Source organism: Alteromonas sp. ABH4_452 (genome assembly GCF_056311825.1).
The window spans coordinates 1,396,870-1,412,606 of the sequence record NZ_CM149973.1 but is presented as its reverse complement, the minus strand read 5'-3'; the positions used below and the strand labels follow the sequence as shown (position 1 = coordinate 1,412,606).

14 protein-coding genes are annotated in these 15,737 nt (G+C 43.6%); 4 read left to right on the top strand and 10 right to left on the bottom strand.

All coding sequences use genetic code 11. The annotated features are described in order from the left end of the window. Positions 1-32: 32 nt before the first annotated feature. The gene (gene fucP, locus ACYX4N_RS06035) at positions 33-1,370 is read right to left on the bottom strand and encodes an L-fucose:H+ symporter permease (RefSeq protein WP_476055935.1); all 1,338 of its coding nucleotides are present in this window, start codon (positions 1,368-1,370) and stop codon (positions 33-35) included. A gap of 501 nt (positions 1,371-1,871) precedes the next feature. On the opposite strand from fucP, the gene ACYX4N_RS06030 reads away from it, so the two are divergent. After that, a complete protein-coding gene (locus ACYX4N_RS06030; protein ID WP_476055934.1) occupies positions 1,872-3,185 on the top strand; it encodes a carbohydrate porin in 1,314 nt (437 codons plus the stop codon). A gap of 161 nt (positions 3,186-3,346) precedes the next feature. After that, a complete protein-coding gene (locus ACYX4N_RS06025; protein WP_476055933.1) occupies positions 3,347-4,468 on the top strand; it encodes an alkene reductase in 1,122 nt (373 codons plus the stop codon). 196 nt (positions 4,469-4,664) lie between these two features. Here the strand turns inward: ACYX4N_RS06025 and ACYX4N_RS06020 are convergent, their stop codons facing one another. Together ACYX4N_RS06020 and ACYX4N_RS06015 are read right to left on the bottom strand one after the other, a co-directional pair. Next, positions 4,665-5,111: an SRPBCC family protein gene (locus tag ACYX4N_RS06020; RefSeq protein ID WP_476055932.1), complete on the bottom strand. Its 447-nt coding sequence runs from the start codon at positions 5,109-5,111 to the stop codon at positions 4,665-4,667. 201 nt (positions 5,112-5,312) lie between these two features. After that, the gene (locus tag ACYX4N_RS06015; RefSeq protein WP_476055931.1) at positions 5,313-7,124 is read right to left on the bottom strand and encodes a trans-sulfuration enzyme family protein; all 1,812 of its coding nucleotides are present in this window, start codon (positions 7,122-7,124) and stop codon (positions 5,313-5,315) included. Between the two features lie 155 nt (positions 7,125-7,279). Between ACYX4N_RS06015 and ACYX4N_RS06010 the strand changes: the two genes are divergently transcribed. After that, positions 7,280-8,272, top strand: a complete 993-nt coding sequence (locus ACYX4N_RS06010) for a D-2-hydroxyacid dehydrogenase (RefSeq protein WP_476055930.1) — start codon at positions 7,280-7,282, stop codon at positions 8,270-8,272. 167 nt (positions 8,273-8,439) lie between these two features. On the opposite strand, the gene ACYX4N_RS06005 is transcribed toward ACYX4N_RS06010, so the two are convergent. The 4 genes from ACYX4N_RS06005 to ACYX4N_RS05990 all read right to left on the bottom strand — a co-directional run bounded on the left by ACYX4N_RS06005 (position 8,440) and on the right by ACYX4N_RS05990 (position 12,506). After that, positions 8,440-9,012, bottom strand: coding sequence for a glutathione S-transferase family protein (locus ACYX4N_RS06005; protein WP_474805219.1), 573 nt, complete (start codon positions 9,010-9,012; stop codon positions 8,440-8,442). 200 nt (positions 9,013-9,212) lie between these two features. After that, complete coding sequence (gene erpA, locus ACYX4N_RS06000) at positions 9,213-9,557, bottom strand: iron-sulfur cluster insertion protein ErpA (protein ID WP_025256292.1); 345 nt, start codon at positions 9,555-9,557, stop codon at positions 9,213-9,215. Positions 9,558-9,796: 239 nt separating this feature from the next. Next, positions 9,797-11,674 (bottom strand): methyl-accepting chemotaxis protein, encoded by a 1,878-nt coding sequence (locus tag ACYX4N_RS05995; protein WP_476055929.1) that lies wholly within the window; start codon positions 11,672-11,674, stop codon positions 9,797-9,799. 49 nt (positions 11,675-11,723) lie between these two features. Continuing rightward, the gene (locus ACYX4N_RS05990) at positions 11,724-12,506 is read right to left on the bottom strand and encodes a hypothetical protein (RefSeq protein ID WP_476055928.1); all 783 of its coding nucleotides are present in this window, start codon (positions 12,504-12,506) and stop codon (positions 11,724-11,726) included. A gap of 129 nt (positions 12,507-12,635) precedes the next feature. Between ACYX4N_RS05990 and ACYX4N_RS05985 the strand changes: the two genes are divergently transcribed. Beyond that, the gene (locus ACYX4N_RS05985) at positions 12,636-13,469 is read left to right on the top strand and encodes a polyphosphate kinase 2 family protein (RefSeq protein WP_474805212.1); all 834 of its coding nucleotides are present in this window, start codon (positions 12,636-12,638) and stop codon (positions 13,467-13,469) included. 31 nt (positions 13,470-13,500) lie between these two features. On the opposite strand, the gene minE is transcribed toward ACYX4N_RS05985, so the two are convergent. Genes minE through minC form a run of 3 tightly spaced genes read right to left on the bottom strand, consistent with a single transcriptional unit; the run spans position 13,501 to position 15,389 of the window. After that, complete coding sequence (minE, locus tag ACYX4N_RS05980) at positions 13,501-13,755, bottom strand: cell division topological specificity factor MinE (RefSeq protein ID WP_118492536.1); 255 nt, start codon at positions 13,753-13,755, stop codon at positions 13,501-13,503. Next, a complete protein-coding gene (minD, locus tag ACYX4N_RS05975; protein ID WP_269916709.1) occupies positions 13,755-14,564 on the bottom strand; it encodes a septum site-determining protein MinD in 810 nt (269 codons plus the stop codon). Before minD ends, minE begins: the two co-directional genes overlap by 1 nt. Before the next feature lie 30 nt (positions 14,565-14,594). Next, positions 14,595-15,389, bottom strand: coding sequence for a septum site-determining protein MinC (gene minC, locus ACYX4N_RS05970; RefSeq protein ID WP_476055927.1), 795 nt, complete (start codon positions 15,387-15,389; stop codon positions 14,595-14,597). Positions 15,390-15,737 lie beyond the last annotated feature (348 nt).

Genomic DNA, 15,737 nt, shown 5'->3' with positions numbered 1-15,737 from the left:
AGCGGCTCTTTGATACCATTCATTTAGAAGTACTATTTAGCGATTTCCATTTCCATATCTTTTAGTGTGCTAACATCACTATCAGACTGTGGTTTAGCAATGCTCTTTTTGGCTCGCATATCGAAATAACCATAACCGCCCACAAGTAAAAAGCAGATGGCTGGTACGACATAAGATACAACCACACCAGCACTGTCAATAATGGCTGCTTGGAAGAGTGGCATGATAGCGCCGCCGAGAATCGCCATCACAAGGCCAGCTGCGCCTAGTTTGGTATCTTCACCCAGCCCTTCAAGCGCAATGCCGTAAATCGTTGGAAACATTAGTGACAAACAAGCAGAGATAGATACCAATGCGATTACGCCTGCTAAATTAGGAGACTGTGTCATGAAGATACATAGCGCCATGGCAACCAGTGACATGATCATTAGTAGTCTAGCTGGGTAGAGATATTGCATTACCCACGTCATCACAAAGCGAGAAATTAGAAATACAATCATGCTGTACTGTAAGATTTCGCCACCACTCACCTCATTGCCGCCTGTCGCTTTCATCGCATATTGAATAGTGAAGGTCCACACGCATGTTTGTGCGCCAACGTTGAAGAACTGAGCCAATACACCAAAACGGTAATGCCTGTTAGCAACTAAGCGCTTAAGCGATGCGCCCAACTTAACGTCTTCCACACTTGACTCAACCGATTCTTGAATTGGCGCTTTAATTAGGAAGATAGCAACCCAAACTAAAACAAGCACACATGCCATACCTACGTAAGGAAGCATTACTGCATCAAGCTCCGCCCCTATCACGTTTTTAAGCTCGCTTACTGACATGGCGGCACGCTCTTGTGCAGATGCTTGATTCAAATTTGGCAATATAAGTGTTGCGGCCAAAAATACACCTAAATTGGTACCGACAGGGTTAAACGCTTGCGCTAAATTTAAACGACGTGTCGCACTTTTTTGATTTCCCATCGCCATAACGTAAGGGTTGGCCGAGGTTTCAAGAATAGATAAGCCACCAGCCAATACAAAAAGAGCGGCTAGAAAAAAACCATACGTCATAGTTTGGCTAGCAGGGTAGAAAAGAAATGCTCCCGCGGCCGCGCAGCCCAATCCTGTCAAAACGCCTGTTTTGTAAGAAAAGCGCTTGTTAATAAAAGCAGCAGGAATGGCTAAGCAAAAATATGCGCCATAGTAAGCAAATTGAACCAGTGCCGATTGCAGAGACGACATAGTAAATATCTTACTAAATACCTTTACCAAAGGGTCTGTCATGTTCGCAGCCACACCCCATGCAGCAAAGCAAATCGTTAACAATACAAAGGGAATCAGTGTGTCTTTGGAAACCAAAGGGGCGTTGTTTTTCATAAAAACGGCCTTTCGCTTGTAAAAAATTAGTTAAGCAATTTAAGCACCGACCATTTCCCCTGTCAATAAATCAATTTAATTTATTTATGCTAAAATACGTTAAGAATTAGACTTTATATTTAGATGAGTATTAACAAAATAATTTAATCCACTTCTATTCATTACACCAACAAATAAAAATCCATTTAATAATCAGCATGATACATGGACAAGCTAACTAACCGAAAATTTTTTTTCGTGACGCGTTCATTTCCAAGAAACCATTTTTTTATTAACCAAAAATACACAAAATTAGAAAATCAAGTAAATAAACATGGTTGATTTAATAACAAAGGTTCGTTAAATTTCGTCAAAAGCATAGACATGTTAAAACGCTGTAACGAGAGCCCACTCTGATTTATCTAGCGTCAACAAAGAGTTAGCAAAGAATGTGTAGATGCCATCAGTCACACGCTCGTAACAAGCTACGGCTGATAAACATTTTTAATTGAGAGAATAACGATGAAAACAACTACAGCTACACGTCGACTTTCTAGATATAAGAGAGGGTCATACACCACAATACTCGCTGGTACCGTTCTTTTTGCTGCCACCGCGTCAGCATCACAAAGTAAGTTTCAAGAAGCGTTTGACTTTCAAGCAAGTTACACAGGCGAGTCAGCAACCAACATTGACGGTGGTGAGCGCAGAGGTAGTGCCTATGCTGGTCAGCTTTTTGTAGGTGGAGAACTCGACTTAAATACGTTAGCAGGTTGGGATGACACTAAAATTCATATTGCCATGACAAATCGACACGGTAAAAACTTAGCCGAGCACTACATCGGAAACAGCACATCTGTACAAGAGATCTTTGGCGGTCAAAATACCCGTCTTGCACGGTTTACGATTTCTTCCACATTTCTTGATGGCGATTTAGAACTAGAAGGTGGCCGTACTGTAGCGAATATCAGCTTTTTAGGCTCTGAACTTTGCCAGTACTTTCAAACCAATGCTGCCTGTGGGAACCCGACTTTTGTATTTAGAACCAGTAATTTTACTTGGTGGCCGGTTTCGAGTTGGGGTGGCCATGCTAAATACTGGCTTTCACCAAAAACATACTTTCATACCGGCGTGTACGAAGATAATACCAGTCATCAGGACTTAGGCGATCACGGCTTCGATTGGGCGACTAATGAAGCTACTGGCGTTGTTGTTCCGTTCACTCTAGGGTATCAAACTACTTGGGATAATGACGAACTACCAAGAAGATATGAAATTGGCGGTTGGTATGATGGCGCAGACTACACCGATCCTGTCTTTGATGATGAAGGCAACTATGCGGCGCAAACAGGTAATGATTACGCTGTTAGAAACGGTCGCTCGGGTATATTTGCTCGATTTGAACAAACTGTTACTCGCCCTAACCCACTCACGAAAGAAGGGTTAACGCTTTTCGGCGCCGTGCTAACCGGTACATCTGGCGAATTGATTGAAGACTATTATGTCAAAGCAGGCTTTGTACTAAGAGGTACCATGGCGTCACGTCCTGACGATACTCTGGGCTTCGTGTTTACCCGTCAGCAATACAGTGATGAAGCGCTAGAGGATCAGCGTATATTAAGAGCCATAAACGGCGGGGTTGGTACTCCAGCAAGTAGCCAAACCATGTTAGAGCTGAGTTATGGCTATCAACTCAACGACCACGTAAGAATTCAGCCAAACGTTCACTTCATCATCAATCCCGACCAATTCGCAGAGCGCGACAGAGTAATGGCACTTGATGATGCTATTGTTCTAGGCCTACGGTTCGACGTCAACCTAGCAGCTTTACTGTAAAGTTTTTCTCCCTGCAATACACTCAATAGCGCCTTCGGGCGCTCTTTTATAAATCCAACTCCCCGCTATTCCTGTATTTAATACTTATCTTATGGCGTTTATAGCGCTAACAAGCGTAACGCTTCATCAACAAACTCTTCTTCGTTGAATAAGGAATACGAATGACAGACTCAGTACTTTTCAGCTCGTTCGATTGGGCAGGTAACACATTGCAAAACCGCATGGTATTGGCACCAATGACAAGAGGTAGAGCGGGCGCCGACCGCATACCCAATAAAATTATGGGCGATCACTATGTTCAGCGTGCAGATGCAGGGCTTATTATCACTGAAGCAACGACCATATCAGAAGAAGGCATTGGTTGGGTTGATACCCCTGGAATTTACACTGACGAGATGGTTGAAGGCTGGCGCTCAATCGTAGACCGCGTTCATGAAGCGGGTGGAAAGATTGTACTTCAACTCTGGCACACCGGGCGCGCATCTCACAGCGACTTTCACAACGGTAATTTACCTCTTTCAGCATCTGCTATCAAAATTGAAGGCGATGAGATTCACACGCCTAAGGGCAAAAAGCCCTACGAGGTGCCGAAAGCCATGACATTTGATGATATAAAGCGCACTGTAGAAGACTACAAAAAGGCAGCTATTAACGCCAAAGCTGCAGGGTTTGATGGCGTGGAAGTCCATGCGGCAAATGGCTACCTTATAAACCAATTCTTAGATAGCCGTAGCAACCAACGCGACGATAATTACGGAGGTGGCGTAGACAATCGATATCGCTTCTTAAGCGAGGTAATGAACGCAGTATTGAGCGTATGGGAAAAAGAGCATGTCGGTGTAAGGTTATCGCCAAATGGCGCATTTAACGACATGGGTGCTGACGACTTTCGAGAAACCTTTACTTATGTGGCCCAACAGCTAAATAAACTAGAGATAGGCTATTTACATGTAATGGATGGCCTAGCATTCGGGTTTCATGAGCGTGGTGAAGCCATGACGTTAGCAGAATTCAGGGCCCTTTTTGACGGTATGTTGATGGGGAATTGTGGCTATACAAAAGAAGAAGCGGAAAAGCGGTTATCTGACGGTGATGGAGACATGATTGCTTTTGGAAGACCTTGGATCACAAACCCGGATCTACCTACTCGCTTCAAGCACGGTTATCCGTTAGCTTCGTTTGACGATCCGTCTGCATGGTACGGGGGAGGTGAAGAAGGCTATAACGACTTTGACACTTACCGAGAAAAAAGCGGAAAAGACGCGATGACGTCGCTAACCTAAATTAGCTAAGGGCAGAGCAAGCCGCTCTGCCCTTGCCTTGCGCCCACTGAATTTTAATCAAACAGTGTGTATCAAACACTGTGCCCCATGTATACGCGTCGCTATTAATACTATACCTGAACTATACCTGGTCTATGCCTAAACTAGGCTTAAACTATGCCTAACTTGCAGAAAGCTGGTGACTGCAGAAAAATGGTTAATTAAACGATTTCGTCTTAGCTGCTAACACGGCAAGTTTTTCCAAGCACGACATCCACGCGAAGTTGTGCTGATCGCACTCTTGCTTATTTAAAAAGCCCTGTTGAATAAGAACTAGCCTTACGTTGTCTTCTTCGGTGTTTTCGAAGTGAATGTCCACCGATGTCATTACCGACTCTTCCATGTCATCTTCCCACACCCAGGAAAACGACAGCTGCTCATTCGCTAAAATGGTCACGTATTCACCGGTCAATGACATTTCTATACCGCTGGGATCCATCATTTTTATCCGATAACGTCCGCCCTCTTTGAAGTCACTCATAATTTGTGTAACTGAACAATCGCCTGGTGCAAACCACTCTGAGAGATACTCAGGTTCGTGAAATGCTGCAAAAATAAAGGGCAATGATGCATCTAGCGTTACATCAATTTTAAACTCGTGCATAAAGCCGCCTTAGTTATTTTGTGAAGGTAAGGGTTTTAGTGTCTTTTTACTTTATAGCAAAGAGAATCGCTCATCATCACTAATAAGCTTTGCCAAAAATAAAAAATCCCGAGCCCGCGTAAGGAAAGGCCCGGGAGAAGGAGAACATCCTCAATATGTTTTATCGACAGTTCAAGACAAATTCTTGAACTAAAAGTGCACCTAAGCCCCTTTCATCAGTGAATCCATACTGGCCTTGCTGCCAAAATGCTGTGAGCTTACTCTTTCACTTACTGATAAATACAAGTTATCAATGTCGGCGTTTGCCATAAACTTCTCACAAAAACCAGGCGCATGAGGCTCTATAAAATGCTTGGCGGCCAGCATAAAGTGAGCAATAAGCTGCTTAACATTGTCTGTACCCATTGCAATACGCATAGTCGTTAATTCTATTCCGGCTTTTTTCTGTTCGTCGCCACTGAGCTCTGAATGAGACGTCAGCGCAGGACACAAAATTATTGTATTGTTTTGACCTATGCTTACCTGGTGGCTAAAGGCCGGCTCTAGGGCATCGAAAAAGCGCACAAACACGTCGCGCGGTAAATTCGCGGGCGCCATGTCTACGGTGAATAAGGTACAAGGCCAGCCGTGCGTATGCTGTTTCTCGCGCAAACCTGCATTGCTGTGTTCAGGCAACGCATGACAGTTAACGCGAATTTGGTCGTGGGCATTTAGGAATGAGGTAAAGACTTGAGTATTGATAACCTTAGTCATCATGCGCTGTTCCAAGGTCTTCATACCGTTTAATACATCAAACGCCTTTTCAGAATCTAGGAATGCACCTTTGATGTAGTACACATCCCAGAACATGGTTTCGGACCAGTCTACCCCGTTTACTGAGCTGCCTTTTGGCTGGAACATGCGATGTCCCTCGCCTATCACAACGCCCGCTGTGGTTGCGCCACTGCCACACAGATCTTTGGTGTAGCTGTGGATGACATAATCGGGACGTGAGGCTTTATTTTTATGCTGTAGCGGTTGGTGCAACACAGGCGTAGCAAGCGTAGAGTCCAACATAACTAACGCATTTTGTGCGTGTGCTAACTCACATATTCCGGGTACGTCCAGTACGTAACCATGTGGGTTGCATGGCGACTCTAGATACACATGCATTTTTGCACCATTGTCTAAACGTGAGGCATGCTCGGCCTTTGTTTGCTGCATAAATGACGCAAAGCTTTGTGCGTCATAGCCATCAAACCATGCAATTTGAATATCCATACGGTTGCTGCGAGCGAAGTAATCATGAAGCAGCTGATACACCCCACCATATACATTCCTAGAAACAATGAGCACATCGCCATGACTCAGCACGTTCGATAAACAAGCGTCAATTGCCGCCATGCCCGAATTGAAATTCCAAGCCAAGTATTCGGCGGCGTAAGGGCCCGCTTCCATATCTACAATTGCGTTAGCAAGGGAGATGTTGGTAGGGTTTAATAATCGCGAATAAATTTGATGGGTAAACTCTTTTCCTTGAAAAGCATCGTCTACCCATTCAGTACAGGCATATATATAGGTTGCAGTTCTTACGACCACGGGCGTTGCTGAAAAAAGTGCAGTGACATTGTCGAATAGTGGATAGTGCCCTTGTGAGCCGTTGCCGCTCGACAAGCTTTGGTATGTGGCTCTAAACGGGTTTTGCAGCGTATCTAATATTTTCGCAATTTGAAAAGACAAAAACTTTTTAGCATTGAAATAGGCAAGCCTGTCTTCTTTATCAAGTTCTTGCAACGTATTACTAGTAATATCCCAAAGCTGCATAACGCTGGCCTGAGCACCGTACAAGTGATGAGCCGTATTGGCGAGTGCCTTGCCATAGTCGCTTTGTGCACTTATGCCGAAATGTGAAAGTTGTTCCTCAACTAACGCCTGCGACGTTTCGGCTTGGGTCGTGTTACGCTTAGGTGATAGTACTTTTGCGTGCGTTACATCAACATCTATTGAATTTTGGAATTTGTTTTCTGACTGCATAGCGATTCCGTTGCAATTTAACTTCAGGTGCAAATACATAACACCGACACTGTTTACAAAAATGTAAAACTTAAATCACATTTTTAGAACAACCAGGTTAACGATAATGCATTCAGGCAGAGGAAAGAAAAGTTTACTTTAGGAGTGTTAGACCAATGACAGCGAGGAGTTCGAAGGTGATTGAACTTACTATTTTAAGTAATGAAGCTAACGATATTGCAGATGCACTTCGAGAAAAAATAGCAGATAACGATAGCTTCATCGGGGCAGATGGCTGCCCACTTATAACGCTTAAACAAATAACTACGCGTTCAGAAGATGTAGATACCAAAGACGTCAGCGTGATGCTCGCAGACCCTGATCTCGCTTCTAATATCATCCACAGCTGTGCAGCGATTACTTGGTGTCAATCAACGTGGGCGGGCAATGCCCCACTGTTAAACGCAAATAAATCAGACTACACGCTTACTGGGCTAAAAGGAATTTTCGGTAAGTTAATGCGGGAATACGTTTTTGCCTATTTACTGGAGCATGCTAGAAATACAAAAGCGTTTGAACAAAATCAGCGCGCCGCCCAGCCGAAGTGGGAGGCATCAACACGGGTACCGTTAAATGGTCAAACGCTGGGTATAGTCGGACTTGGCAGTATAGGGCAAGCACTTATGCCAGTTGCTCACGCCTTCGGTATGCAGGTTGTAGGTCTAACGAGAAGCGGTGCAGAAGTGGAAGGCGCTAATGCTGTTTACACTCCTGACGACATCGAAGGGTTTGCCAGTGCGTGTGACCACGTAGTAAATTTAATGCCAGATACTCCCACAACACAAAACTTGCTATCTCACGGCTTTTTTAATGCACTTAAACCTCATAGTGTCTTCATTAACGCGGGTAGAGGCAGTGCAGTTGACGACGATGCGCTTTTGCAAGCTTTAGACAAAGGCGCTTTGGCGCATGCAGTATTGGACGTATTTCGCAGCGAGCCCCTCGACCCCGTTCACCCGTTTTGGCAGCACCCTAATATTTCAGTGACTGCTCACACGGCCGCAGAATCTCAACCTAGCGATGTGGCAGATGTGTTTTTAGACAATGCGCTGCGCTATATCAAAGGCGAACCGCTTAAATACCAGTTTGATTTTGATAAGGGCTATTAATTGTTTAGTAGCCCTTATTTTAGCAGCCTTTTCTATAGCAGCACTTTCTGTAGCAAAGTCGGAAACTTGGTTAAGCGTAACTATAGAGTGGTGATTGTAAGTTAGGACAGCTTTACCTATTTATACCTAATTTACCTAATTTACCTGGCCATGATATCTGACTAAATCTAACTACGCGGGTCAGTTGCGGTTACTTCAATTCTGTCATGGTGCTTTTCGTGAAACGCTAACAATTGTGGGTAGTCTTTCATGCTGTGTAATTCGCGGAAAAGCACCCAGTCGATCATGCTATACAAACAGATTTCCGGGTAAGTCCATCCACTAAAGCCACCCGCATCGAGTTGTTCTGACAACGCATCCAATACTGCTTCAATCCGCTCATTTTGAAGTCGGTAATACATTTTATCTTCGCTAATATCAAAATCTGAACGCTTTAGAAGCATAAGCTGAACAAATGAATCGTTAGCGGCGTCAATTAATGTTAGCTGATTCTCTTCTTCCCAACTTAACCCGTCATGATCAAGCTTATCGGCAAGATAACTATAGATAATGCGAGAATCGAATATCATTTGCCCATCGTCTTCAAGGCAAGGTACTTTTAAGGTTGGGTTGCGCGAAGCAAGCAGTTCGCGATCTTCACCTGAAAAGATTTGAAGATTTAAAAATTCGTGCTCTGTAGACGCTAATACAATGCGAATGCGGCGTACATAGGGAGAAGTAGTAGAGCCATATAATTTCATAAACGCTGTCCTAAACTATGGTCGTTTGTTGAAATCAGTGTAGCCAGAATTTGAAATTAAAAGGAAGTATTGTAAGTAGAACAACCGACAGGCATACAAAATGATGCGATGTATGCCTATCGCTTTAACTGCAAATGGTATAAATGCAGACTTTCGGGTTTAAAAAGCACAGCGTTTAGCTTGCCCTTAAGCGAATTTATTTAAACGCTAAAACTTGCACCACAGCCACAGGTAGTCGTGGCATTTGGGTTTTGAACTAAAAAGCGTGACCCTTCAAGGCCATCCACGTAATCAACTATTCCACCTACTAGATATTGTAGGCTCATTGGGTCGACAACCATAGTTACTGTGTCTTTCTCAATAGTCATATCGCCTTCGTTCACCTTCTCATCGAATGTGAAACCATATTGAAAGCCCGAACAACCACCACCTGTTACGTATACACGTAATTTCAAATCAGGATTTTCTTCTTCTGAAACAAGGGCTTTCACTTTCGCTGCTGCAGCGTCTGAAAACTCAATTGGCAACGCCGTTTCTACAGACATACCCACCTCTACAATAATCTCGTGCTAACGCACTTTCTGCTTGCTCGCAATTATCTAATACTTGCGGATAGTTAGCAATTATTGGGGCAAAACTTAACGATTCAACCACAGCCATGAGTTAACAATCAAACCATGAGATAAAAATTAAGCCATGTGATAACACTTGAACCAACTAGTAGCACCTGAATTAACTCTAGTAGCTCTCGAACTATCCAAACAACGACTGTGGCTAACCTGCATTAAAGCGTAAATTTACTGATAGTGTTATCCAACGCTTTCGCCTCTTCATCAAGCTCATTGACCAAACTATAGCTTCTTTCCATACTGCGAGATGTTTCCTCTGCGGTTTGCGAAATGACAGAAATATTTTCGCTGATCTCACCGGTAGCCGCAGATTGCTCCCGTGTTGCTGAAGCCACATGGGTATTGGCTTCGGTTAACTTGCTTACCTCAGCCGATATGTTTGAGAGAGCCTGCACACAGGTTGATAAGAACTCAGACGTGGCTTGTGTACTTTCGTTACCTCGCAAGATATCCGCTACAGTGTCCGACGTGCGCTTGTTTAGTTCATCCATAAGCTGGCTAATTTCTGTCGTAGACTCGTTTGTTCTACTTGCGAGGTTCCTAACCTCGTCGGCGACTACAGCGAAACCTCTGCCCTGCTCCCCTGCTCTAGCCGCTTCAATAGCTGCATTTAACGCAAGTAAATTGGTCTGCTCAGAAATGCCTCTAATCTCATCTAAAATAGAAGAAATAGAATTAATACTGCTAGAGAGCTCGTTAACTGAGTTGACCGACTTTGTCATAACACCGCTAAGCTCACTCATGTTTTGCATAGCCTTGTCTATTGTATTGGCACTAGCGCTGACGTTTTCTTCGGTAGTATTAGCGACTTCAGATGCGCCCTGAGCACTGTTTGATATTTCACGTACGGTCAAGTCCATTTCTTCAATTGCTGCAGCTACCGAGTTGGTGCTGTCGGTTTGTCTTGAAGAGTAGCTTTGGGAAAGCTCTATTTGTTCGTAAACTTGGGCAGCTATGCCCTTTACGTGCTGCGCGCTTTCTGAAACTTGGATGAACATGGCATGGAGCTTTTCCAAAAATAAATCTATTTGAGCAGATAAAGCGCCAACCTCGTTATCTTCACTGATATTCAAGCGAGCAGTAAGGTCGCCATCCCGTTCGTTTAACGAAGTAACAGCGGCGGTAATAGTATCAATAGGTGCAAAAATCTTGTTCGACAAGAATCTCATTCCCACCAAACCTAGCGCTATGATAACAAGCGCAATGAGTATGTTAGTTAAAACAGCCGTGTTAATGGCTCCGTAAAGCTCACCGGTTGGAACTTCTGTAACTAAATACCAATCCAAGGAATTCAGTTTTACTGCAAGACGTGTTACATCATTGCCAGACACTTCTAGTTCACTGGGATTGTTCACAAATGCACTTGCATTCAACTTTTCGCCACGCTTTGACATGTTTGGGTGCAAAGCAATACTACCGGCGTCGTCAACTAGATAAACAATGCCACTCTCAGCAACTTTATAGGAAGCTATCAGCTTAGACATTGCATCTAACGATAAACCCACGCCTGCCAGTGCTACGCGCTCACCTTCAATTTTTATCGCATAGTTAATAAACGCCGAAGCAACACCGTTCGATTTGTTGATATCAATAGCTATTTCAAAAGGCTGGCTACTATTAATAAAGGTTTGAAACCAAGCGTCGCCTTGAGGTGTGATCTGGCGATCTATACCATCATGGGTATAGTAATTATTAGAGTTTCCCGACACAACATAAGCACTAATAGCATTACTTTCTCGTTTTATTTCCGCAAGGTGGCTGGTAAGTACGTCAACGCCTTCTGAAGGCTCACCATTTTGCATCCAACGTTTTATGTACATATTGTTAGCCAATGAACGGCTTGGGAGTATTGTACTCTGCAAATCTAATTCAACAGCATTCTTGACCTCTTCAAGGGCGGTAGGTAGGTCTGATGTCTCTACCTTATTAGTAAGAAAAGTTAAAATAGACGTTGCAAATACGGCCGTGGTAATCACCACAGGTACAATAAGCGCGGAAATTAACGCAATGAAAAGCAAACGCTTTAATTGCATATTGATTTACTCCAAATAAAATTAAATAACTATCAACACTAAGTTTGGCTTAAAAACGCCATACTGCCAGCGCTTGAACAACGCTGTCTTCTTCTTGCGTTCCTAGCTTGTTGTTCCAATACTGATACTCTACCCCTAGAAACAGCCTGTCCTTCACATTGAAGAAAGCCTGACCAGCGTCCCATCGCGCTTGGATTTGAGCCAATACCCACGACTCGACTACAGCGCCAGGTATTTCAGACGTTCTTTCATCGATGTACTCTGCATGTCCTTCAATATAAAATTGCTGTGAATAAAGACTTAGGGGGTATCGCCAAGCAATATCAACCATCCAGCTGTCGTCTTCTTTAGGTGCTCCACCAGCACTGAGTCCCTCGCTATCATCTAAATATGCGGTGACAAGCACATTCAAAAACTGGAAGCCTTCCACGTCGAGATGAAGTTGAATGCCTGGCAGATATTTTAAAACGTCTGACTCTGGCGCCATATTTACGCCCATGACAAAACTGATATCGCTAAGCACGCCACTGTAATTAGCATTAAATAGAGCTTTAGAGCTGAAAGTGGGGTACCACTCTGCGTATAGTTCATCACCGGCGGACGTGCTTGAATAGTCAGCAAAAAAGAAGTTTCCGCCATACTCCCACCCGCTGGCATGCTGGAACGTAAAAATTGTTGTAGTAAGTTCGGTACCCGAGGCCTCGGCAAAAGGCTGATTGAGCTTCCCGTGCTGGATATGAAGCTCGTTTTCACTCCATGTTGCACTATGGGTATTAAGAGAAAAAAGAAAAATTGCCGTCAAAAGAATCAACGAATAAACGTTGAACTGCATACTTAAATCCTGTTAGCGTAATTTGACAGGTAAGTGTAGACGCTCTTTTTAATTCTGCATGAGATTTCTTAAAAATTAATAATTCGTGGTAAAAAAATCTGATATCTATCTGAAATATAGGTTATTTATATGAGCTCTTCTCATTCAAAAACTTCCGTTACCTTGTTTGACGATTTCGGTCGTTCTCGATTTAGTGAGAAAGAAGAATACAAAAATCAGTTAAGTGCATGCCAAGAATCTCTTTTTCATGTTCAGCAGTCCTACTATCACCAAAAAAGACGCGCGCTTATCGTTTTTGAAGGTTGGGATGCGTCAGGCAAAGGTGGAGTTATACGACGTATCACAGAAAAGTTAGATCCTCGCTCCGTGAACGTGTGTCCAGTAGCTGCACCAACCAAGGAAGAGCGTGAAAAGCACTTTCTTTATCGTTTTTGGAAACAGATCCCTTCACCTGGAAAGCTCACAATTTTTGACCGCTCCCACTATGGACGAGTGCTGGTAGAGCGTGTTGACGGGCTAACCCCGGCCACAGACTGGCAGCGTAGTTATAAAGAGATAAACGAATTTGAAAAAACGCTTAGCGATAATGGCGTTCGCATCATAAAGTTGTTTATGCATATCTCTGCCGACGAGCAGCGCGAAAGGTTTGAAGAGCGCTTACACAACCCTTTTAAGCGTTGGAAGCTCACTGAAGAGGATTTACATAATCGTCGCATGCGCGAACATTACGTTGAAGCTATCAACGATATGTTCGAGAAGACTCATACCGATTACGCCCCATGGCATATTATAAATGGAGAGTACAAGTGGCAGGCGAGAGTTGACGTACTTGAGACCCTCGTTCAAGCATTAAGTGAAGGGGTAGATATTACCCCTCCCCCTTTAGATGAGAAGCTCATTGCTATGGCTTCAAAACAACTAGACGTTAATGAGGAAAAGCTAAGAAGCACCGATAAAGAATAATCTATTACTATTTTCTATCGGTTATTACCAACTAGTTTTCCGGAAGCGTTACGTTTAGCTCTAGTACGCTGCATTCGTCATTATTATCAAGCTGAACTGATACCTGATCATCCGCGATAGAAACGTATTTTCTAATCACTTGGATAATTTCTTGCTGCATCATGGGCAAGTAATCAGGTTCGGTACGCTTTTTACGTTCATGTGCAACGATAATTTGTAACCGCTCTTTAGCTACAGCGGCAGTGCTCGGCTTTTGCTTCTTTTTGAGCAGGTCGAAAATTCCCATTACTTCCCTCCTAGAAGACGCTTAAAGAACCCTTTCTTTTCTGCTTCAAGGAAACGATGTGGAACAGTTTCGCCTAGCAGACGTTTAACGGCGTCAGCATAAGCTTGTCCTGCATTAGCCTCTTCGTCAAGAATAACCGGCTGCCCTTGGTTTGACGCTTTAAGCACTGACTCTGATTCTGGAATGACACCTAAAAGTGGAATAGCCAAAATTTCTTCCACATCGGCAACACTCAACATTTCCGCACTTTCTACACGCATTGGGTTGTAGCGAGTAAGAAGCAGGTGCTCTTTAACTGGTTCGCCTTTTTCTGCGCGCATCGATTTGCTTTGTAAAATACCTAAAATACGATCTGAGTCACGTACCGAAGATACTTCCGGATTGGTTACTACAATGGCTTCATCAGCAAAATAAAGCGCCATTTGAGCACCTTGTTCGATACCTGCTGGCGAATCACAAATGATGTACTCAAAGTCTTTCTTAAGCTCATCTAATACTGCTTGTACACCCTCTACAGTAAGTGCATCTTTATCGCGAGTTTGAGAAGCTGGAAGGATGAAAAGATTTTCTGTTCTTTTATCTTTAATTAGCGCTTGTTTTAGTGACGCTTCTTTGTTGATAACGTTAACAAAATCGTAAACAACGCGGCGCTCACAACCCATGATAAGGTCAAGGTTTCGCAAGCCTACATCGAAATCTATCACTACCGTTTTATGACCTGCTAACGCAAGCCCCGTACTTATTGCTGCACTCGATGTAGTTTTACCTACACCACCTTTTCCTGAGGTTACTACGATAATCTTTGCCATCTGTTCTTTCCTATTAGTGCGTACAAAGCATTAAGCTAACGGCTCTATACGTAATGTTTCTTCTTCTAAATACACTTGTGCAGGCTTCTTCCAGCACTCACCCTTTACGGTGTCATGCATAATGAATTGCCCAGCAATTGAAATGAGTTCTGCGTCTAATGACTGACAAAAAACACGAGCCCCCGTGTTGCCTTTTACGCCAGCTAACGCGCGTCCGCGCAACGTACCGTAAACATGAATGTTGCCATCAGCCAAAAGCTCAGCACCTTCGCTCACTGACGCAGTTACTACTAAGTCACTGCCTTCAGCATAAACTTGCTGACCAGAACGTACAGGACGATTGACAACTTTAGCAGGCTTAAGTGCGGGAGCTGCTGTAGGCGCAGGCTCGCTTTTGGATGGCTCTGCAGCCGCTTGCTGTTGAGCCTGAGGCGCGTGCTCGTTGCTATGAGCTTTGTCGCTGCCGCTTTCAGTGCCGTTATTAGCGTTCTCTTTTTGTGAACGAAGCGCGCTATCTGTAAATTTACTTTGGCTTACATCAGCTAATCCCAAATCATTAATGGTCGGTTTCAGCTCTGCCACTTCACCTTTCACCGCCATAGGCTGCAATTGCAAACGACGGCAAAGTGCCACTAGCAGTTCGAACTCGGTAGCAGACAAAGGCTTTATCAAATGCAAAATCAGTGAGGAACGGGTAAAGAACTGCGGCGCGCTCGCAACTTTCTTAGATAGCTGAGCTTCGAAGTTATCTGGCTCAAAATCTATTACTTCTAACACAATACTGGTGAGCGTAGTGCCCTTCATGCGAAAGCAAGTTTCTGTCATTTTTTCATCCCGAAAAGGCGTTACTTTTTTCCTAGCAATTGGCCATCAAAATAAGTAAAACCTATTAGCGCTAATGTCTGTCGCTGTCTTACGCAGCTATACAAATAATTTATAACATCACTGTACCAAAATTCCTGATTACATACAGCAACTGTATACCGGTTAAAACAGGTTTTACCCAAGCTTTTAGCTAGGAACGTGCCAACCATCGAATAGTTTTTAGGCAAGCAGGCGCTCTGCGATTTTTTTACCCAACCCCCTTTGAGCCAAACCACAAAAAAAGTGCGATGGTTAGTCGCACTTTTTTCAGTCCACATCGGTCTATAGCACTTAGTTTAGACCTTGTTT

Excerpts from the sequence above, each read along its gene's own strand:
- fucP (WP_476055935.1), bottom strand. The coding sequence starts at position 1,370 with ATGAAAAACAACGCCCCTTTGGTTTCCAAAGACACACTGATTCCCTTT.
- ACYX4N_RS06030 (WP_476055934.1), top strand. The coding sequence starts at position 1,872 with ATGAAAACAACTACAGCTACACGTCGACTTTCTAGATATAAGAGAGGG.
- ACYX4N_RS06025 (WP_476055933.1), top strand. The coding sequence starts at position 3,347 with ATGACAGACTCAGTACTTTTCAGCTCGTTCGATTGGGCAGGTAACACA.
- ACYX4N_RS06020 (WP_476055932.1), bottom strand. The coding sequence starts at position 5,111 with ATGCACGAGTTTAAAATTGATGTAACGCTAGATGCATCATTGCCCTTT.
- ACYX4N_RS06015 (WP_476055931.1), bottom strand. The coding sequence starts at position 7,124 with ATGCAGTCAGAAAACAAATTCCAAAATTCAATAGATGTTGATGTAACG.
- ACYX4N_RS06010 (WP_476055930.1), top strand. The coding sequence starts at position 7,280 with ATGACAGCGAGGAGTTCGAAGGTGATTGAACTTACTATTTTAAGTAAT.
- ACYX4N_RS06005 (WP_474805219.1), bottom strand. The coding sequence starts at position 9,012 with ATGAAATTATATGGCTCTACTACTTCTCCCTATGTACGCCGCATTCGC.
- erpA (WP_025256292.1), bottom strand. The coding sequence starts at position 9,557 with ATGTCTGTAGAAACGGCGTTGCCAATTGAGTTTTCAGACGCTGCAGCA.
- ACYX4N_RS05995 (WP_476055929.1), bottom strand. The coding sequence starts at position 11,674 with ATGCAATTAAAGCGTTTGCTTTTCATTGCGTTAATTTCCGCGCTTATT.
- ACYX4N_RS05990 (WP_476055928.1), bottom strand. The coding sequence starts at position 12,506 with ATGCAGTTCAACGTTTATTCGTTGATTCTTTTGACGGCAATTTTTCTT.
- ACYX4N_RS05985 (WP_474805212.1), top strand. The coding sequence starts at position 12,636 with ATGAGCTCTTCTCATTCAAAAACTTCCGTTACCTTGTTTGACGATTTC.
- minE (WP_118492536.1), bottom strand. The coding sequence starts at position 13,755 with ATGGGAATTTTCGACCTGCTCAAAAAGAAGCAAAAGCCGAGCACTGCC.
- minD (WP_269916709.1), bottom strand. The coding sequence starts at position 14,564 with ATGGCAAAGATTATCGTAGTAACCTCAGGAAAAGGTGGTGTAGGTAAA.
- minC (WP_476055927.1), bottom strand. The coding sequence starts at position 15,389 with ATGACAGAAACTTGCTTTCGCATGAAGGGCACTACGCTCACCAGTATT.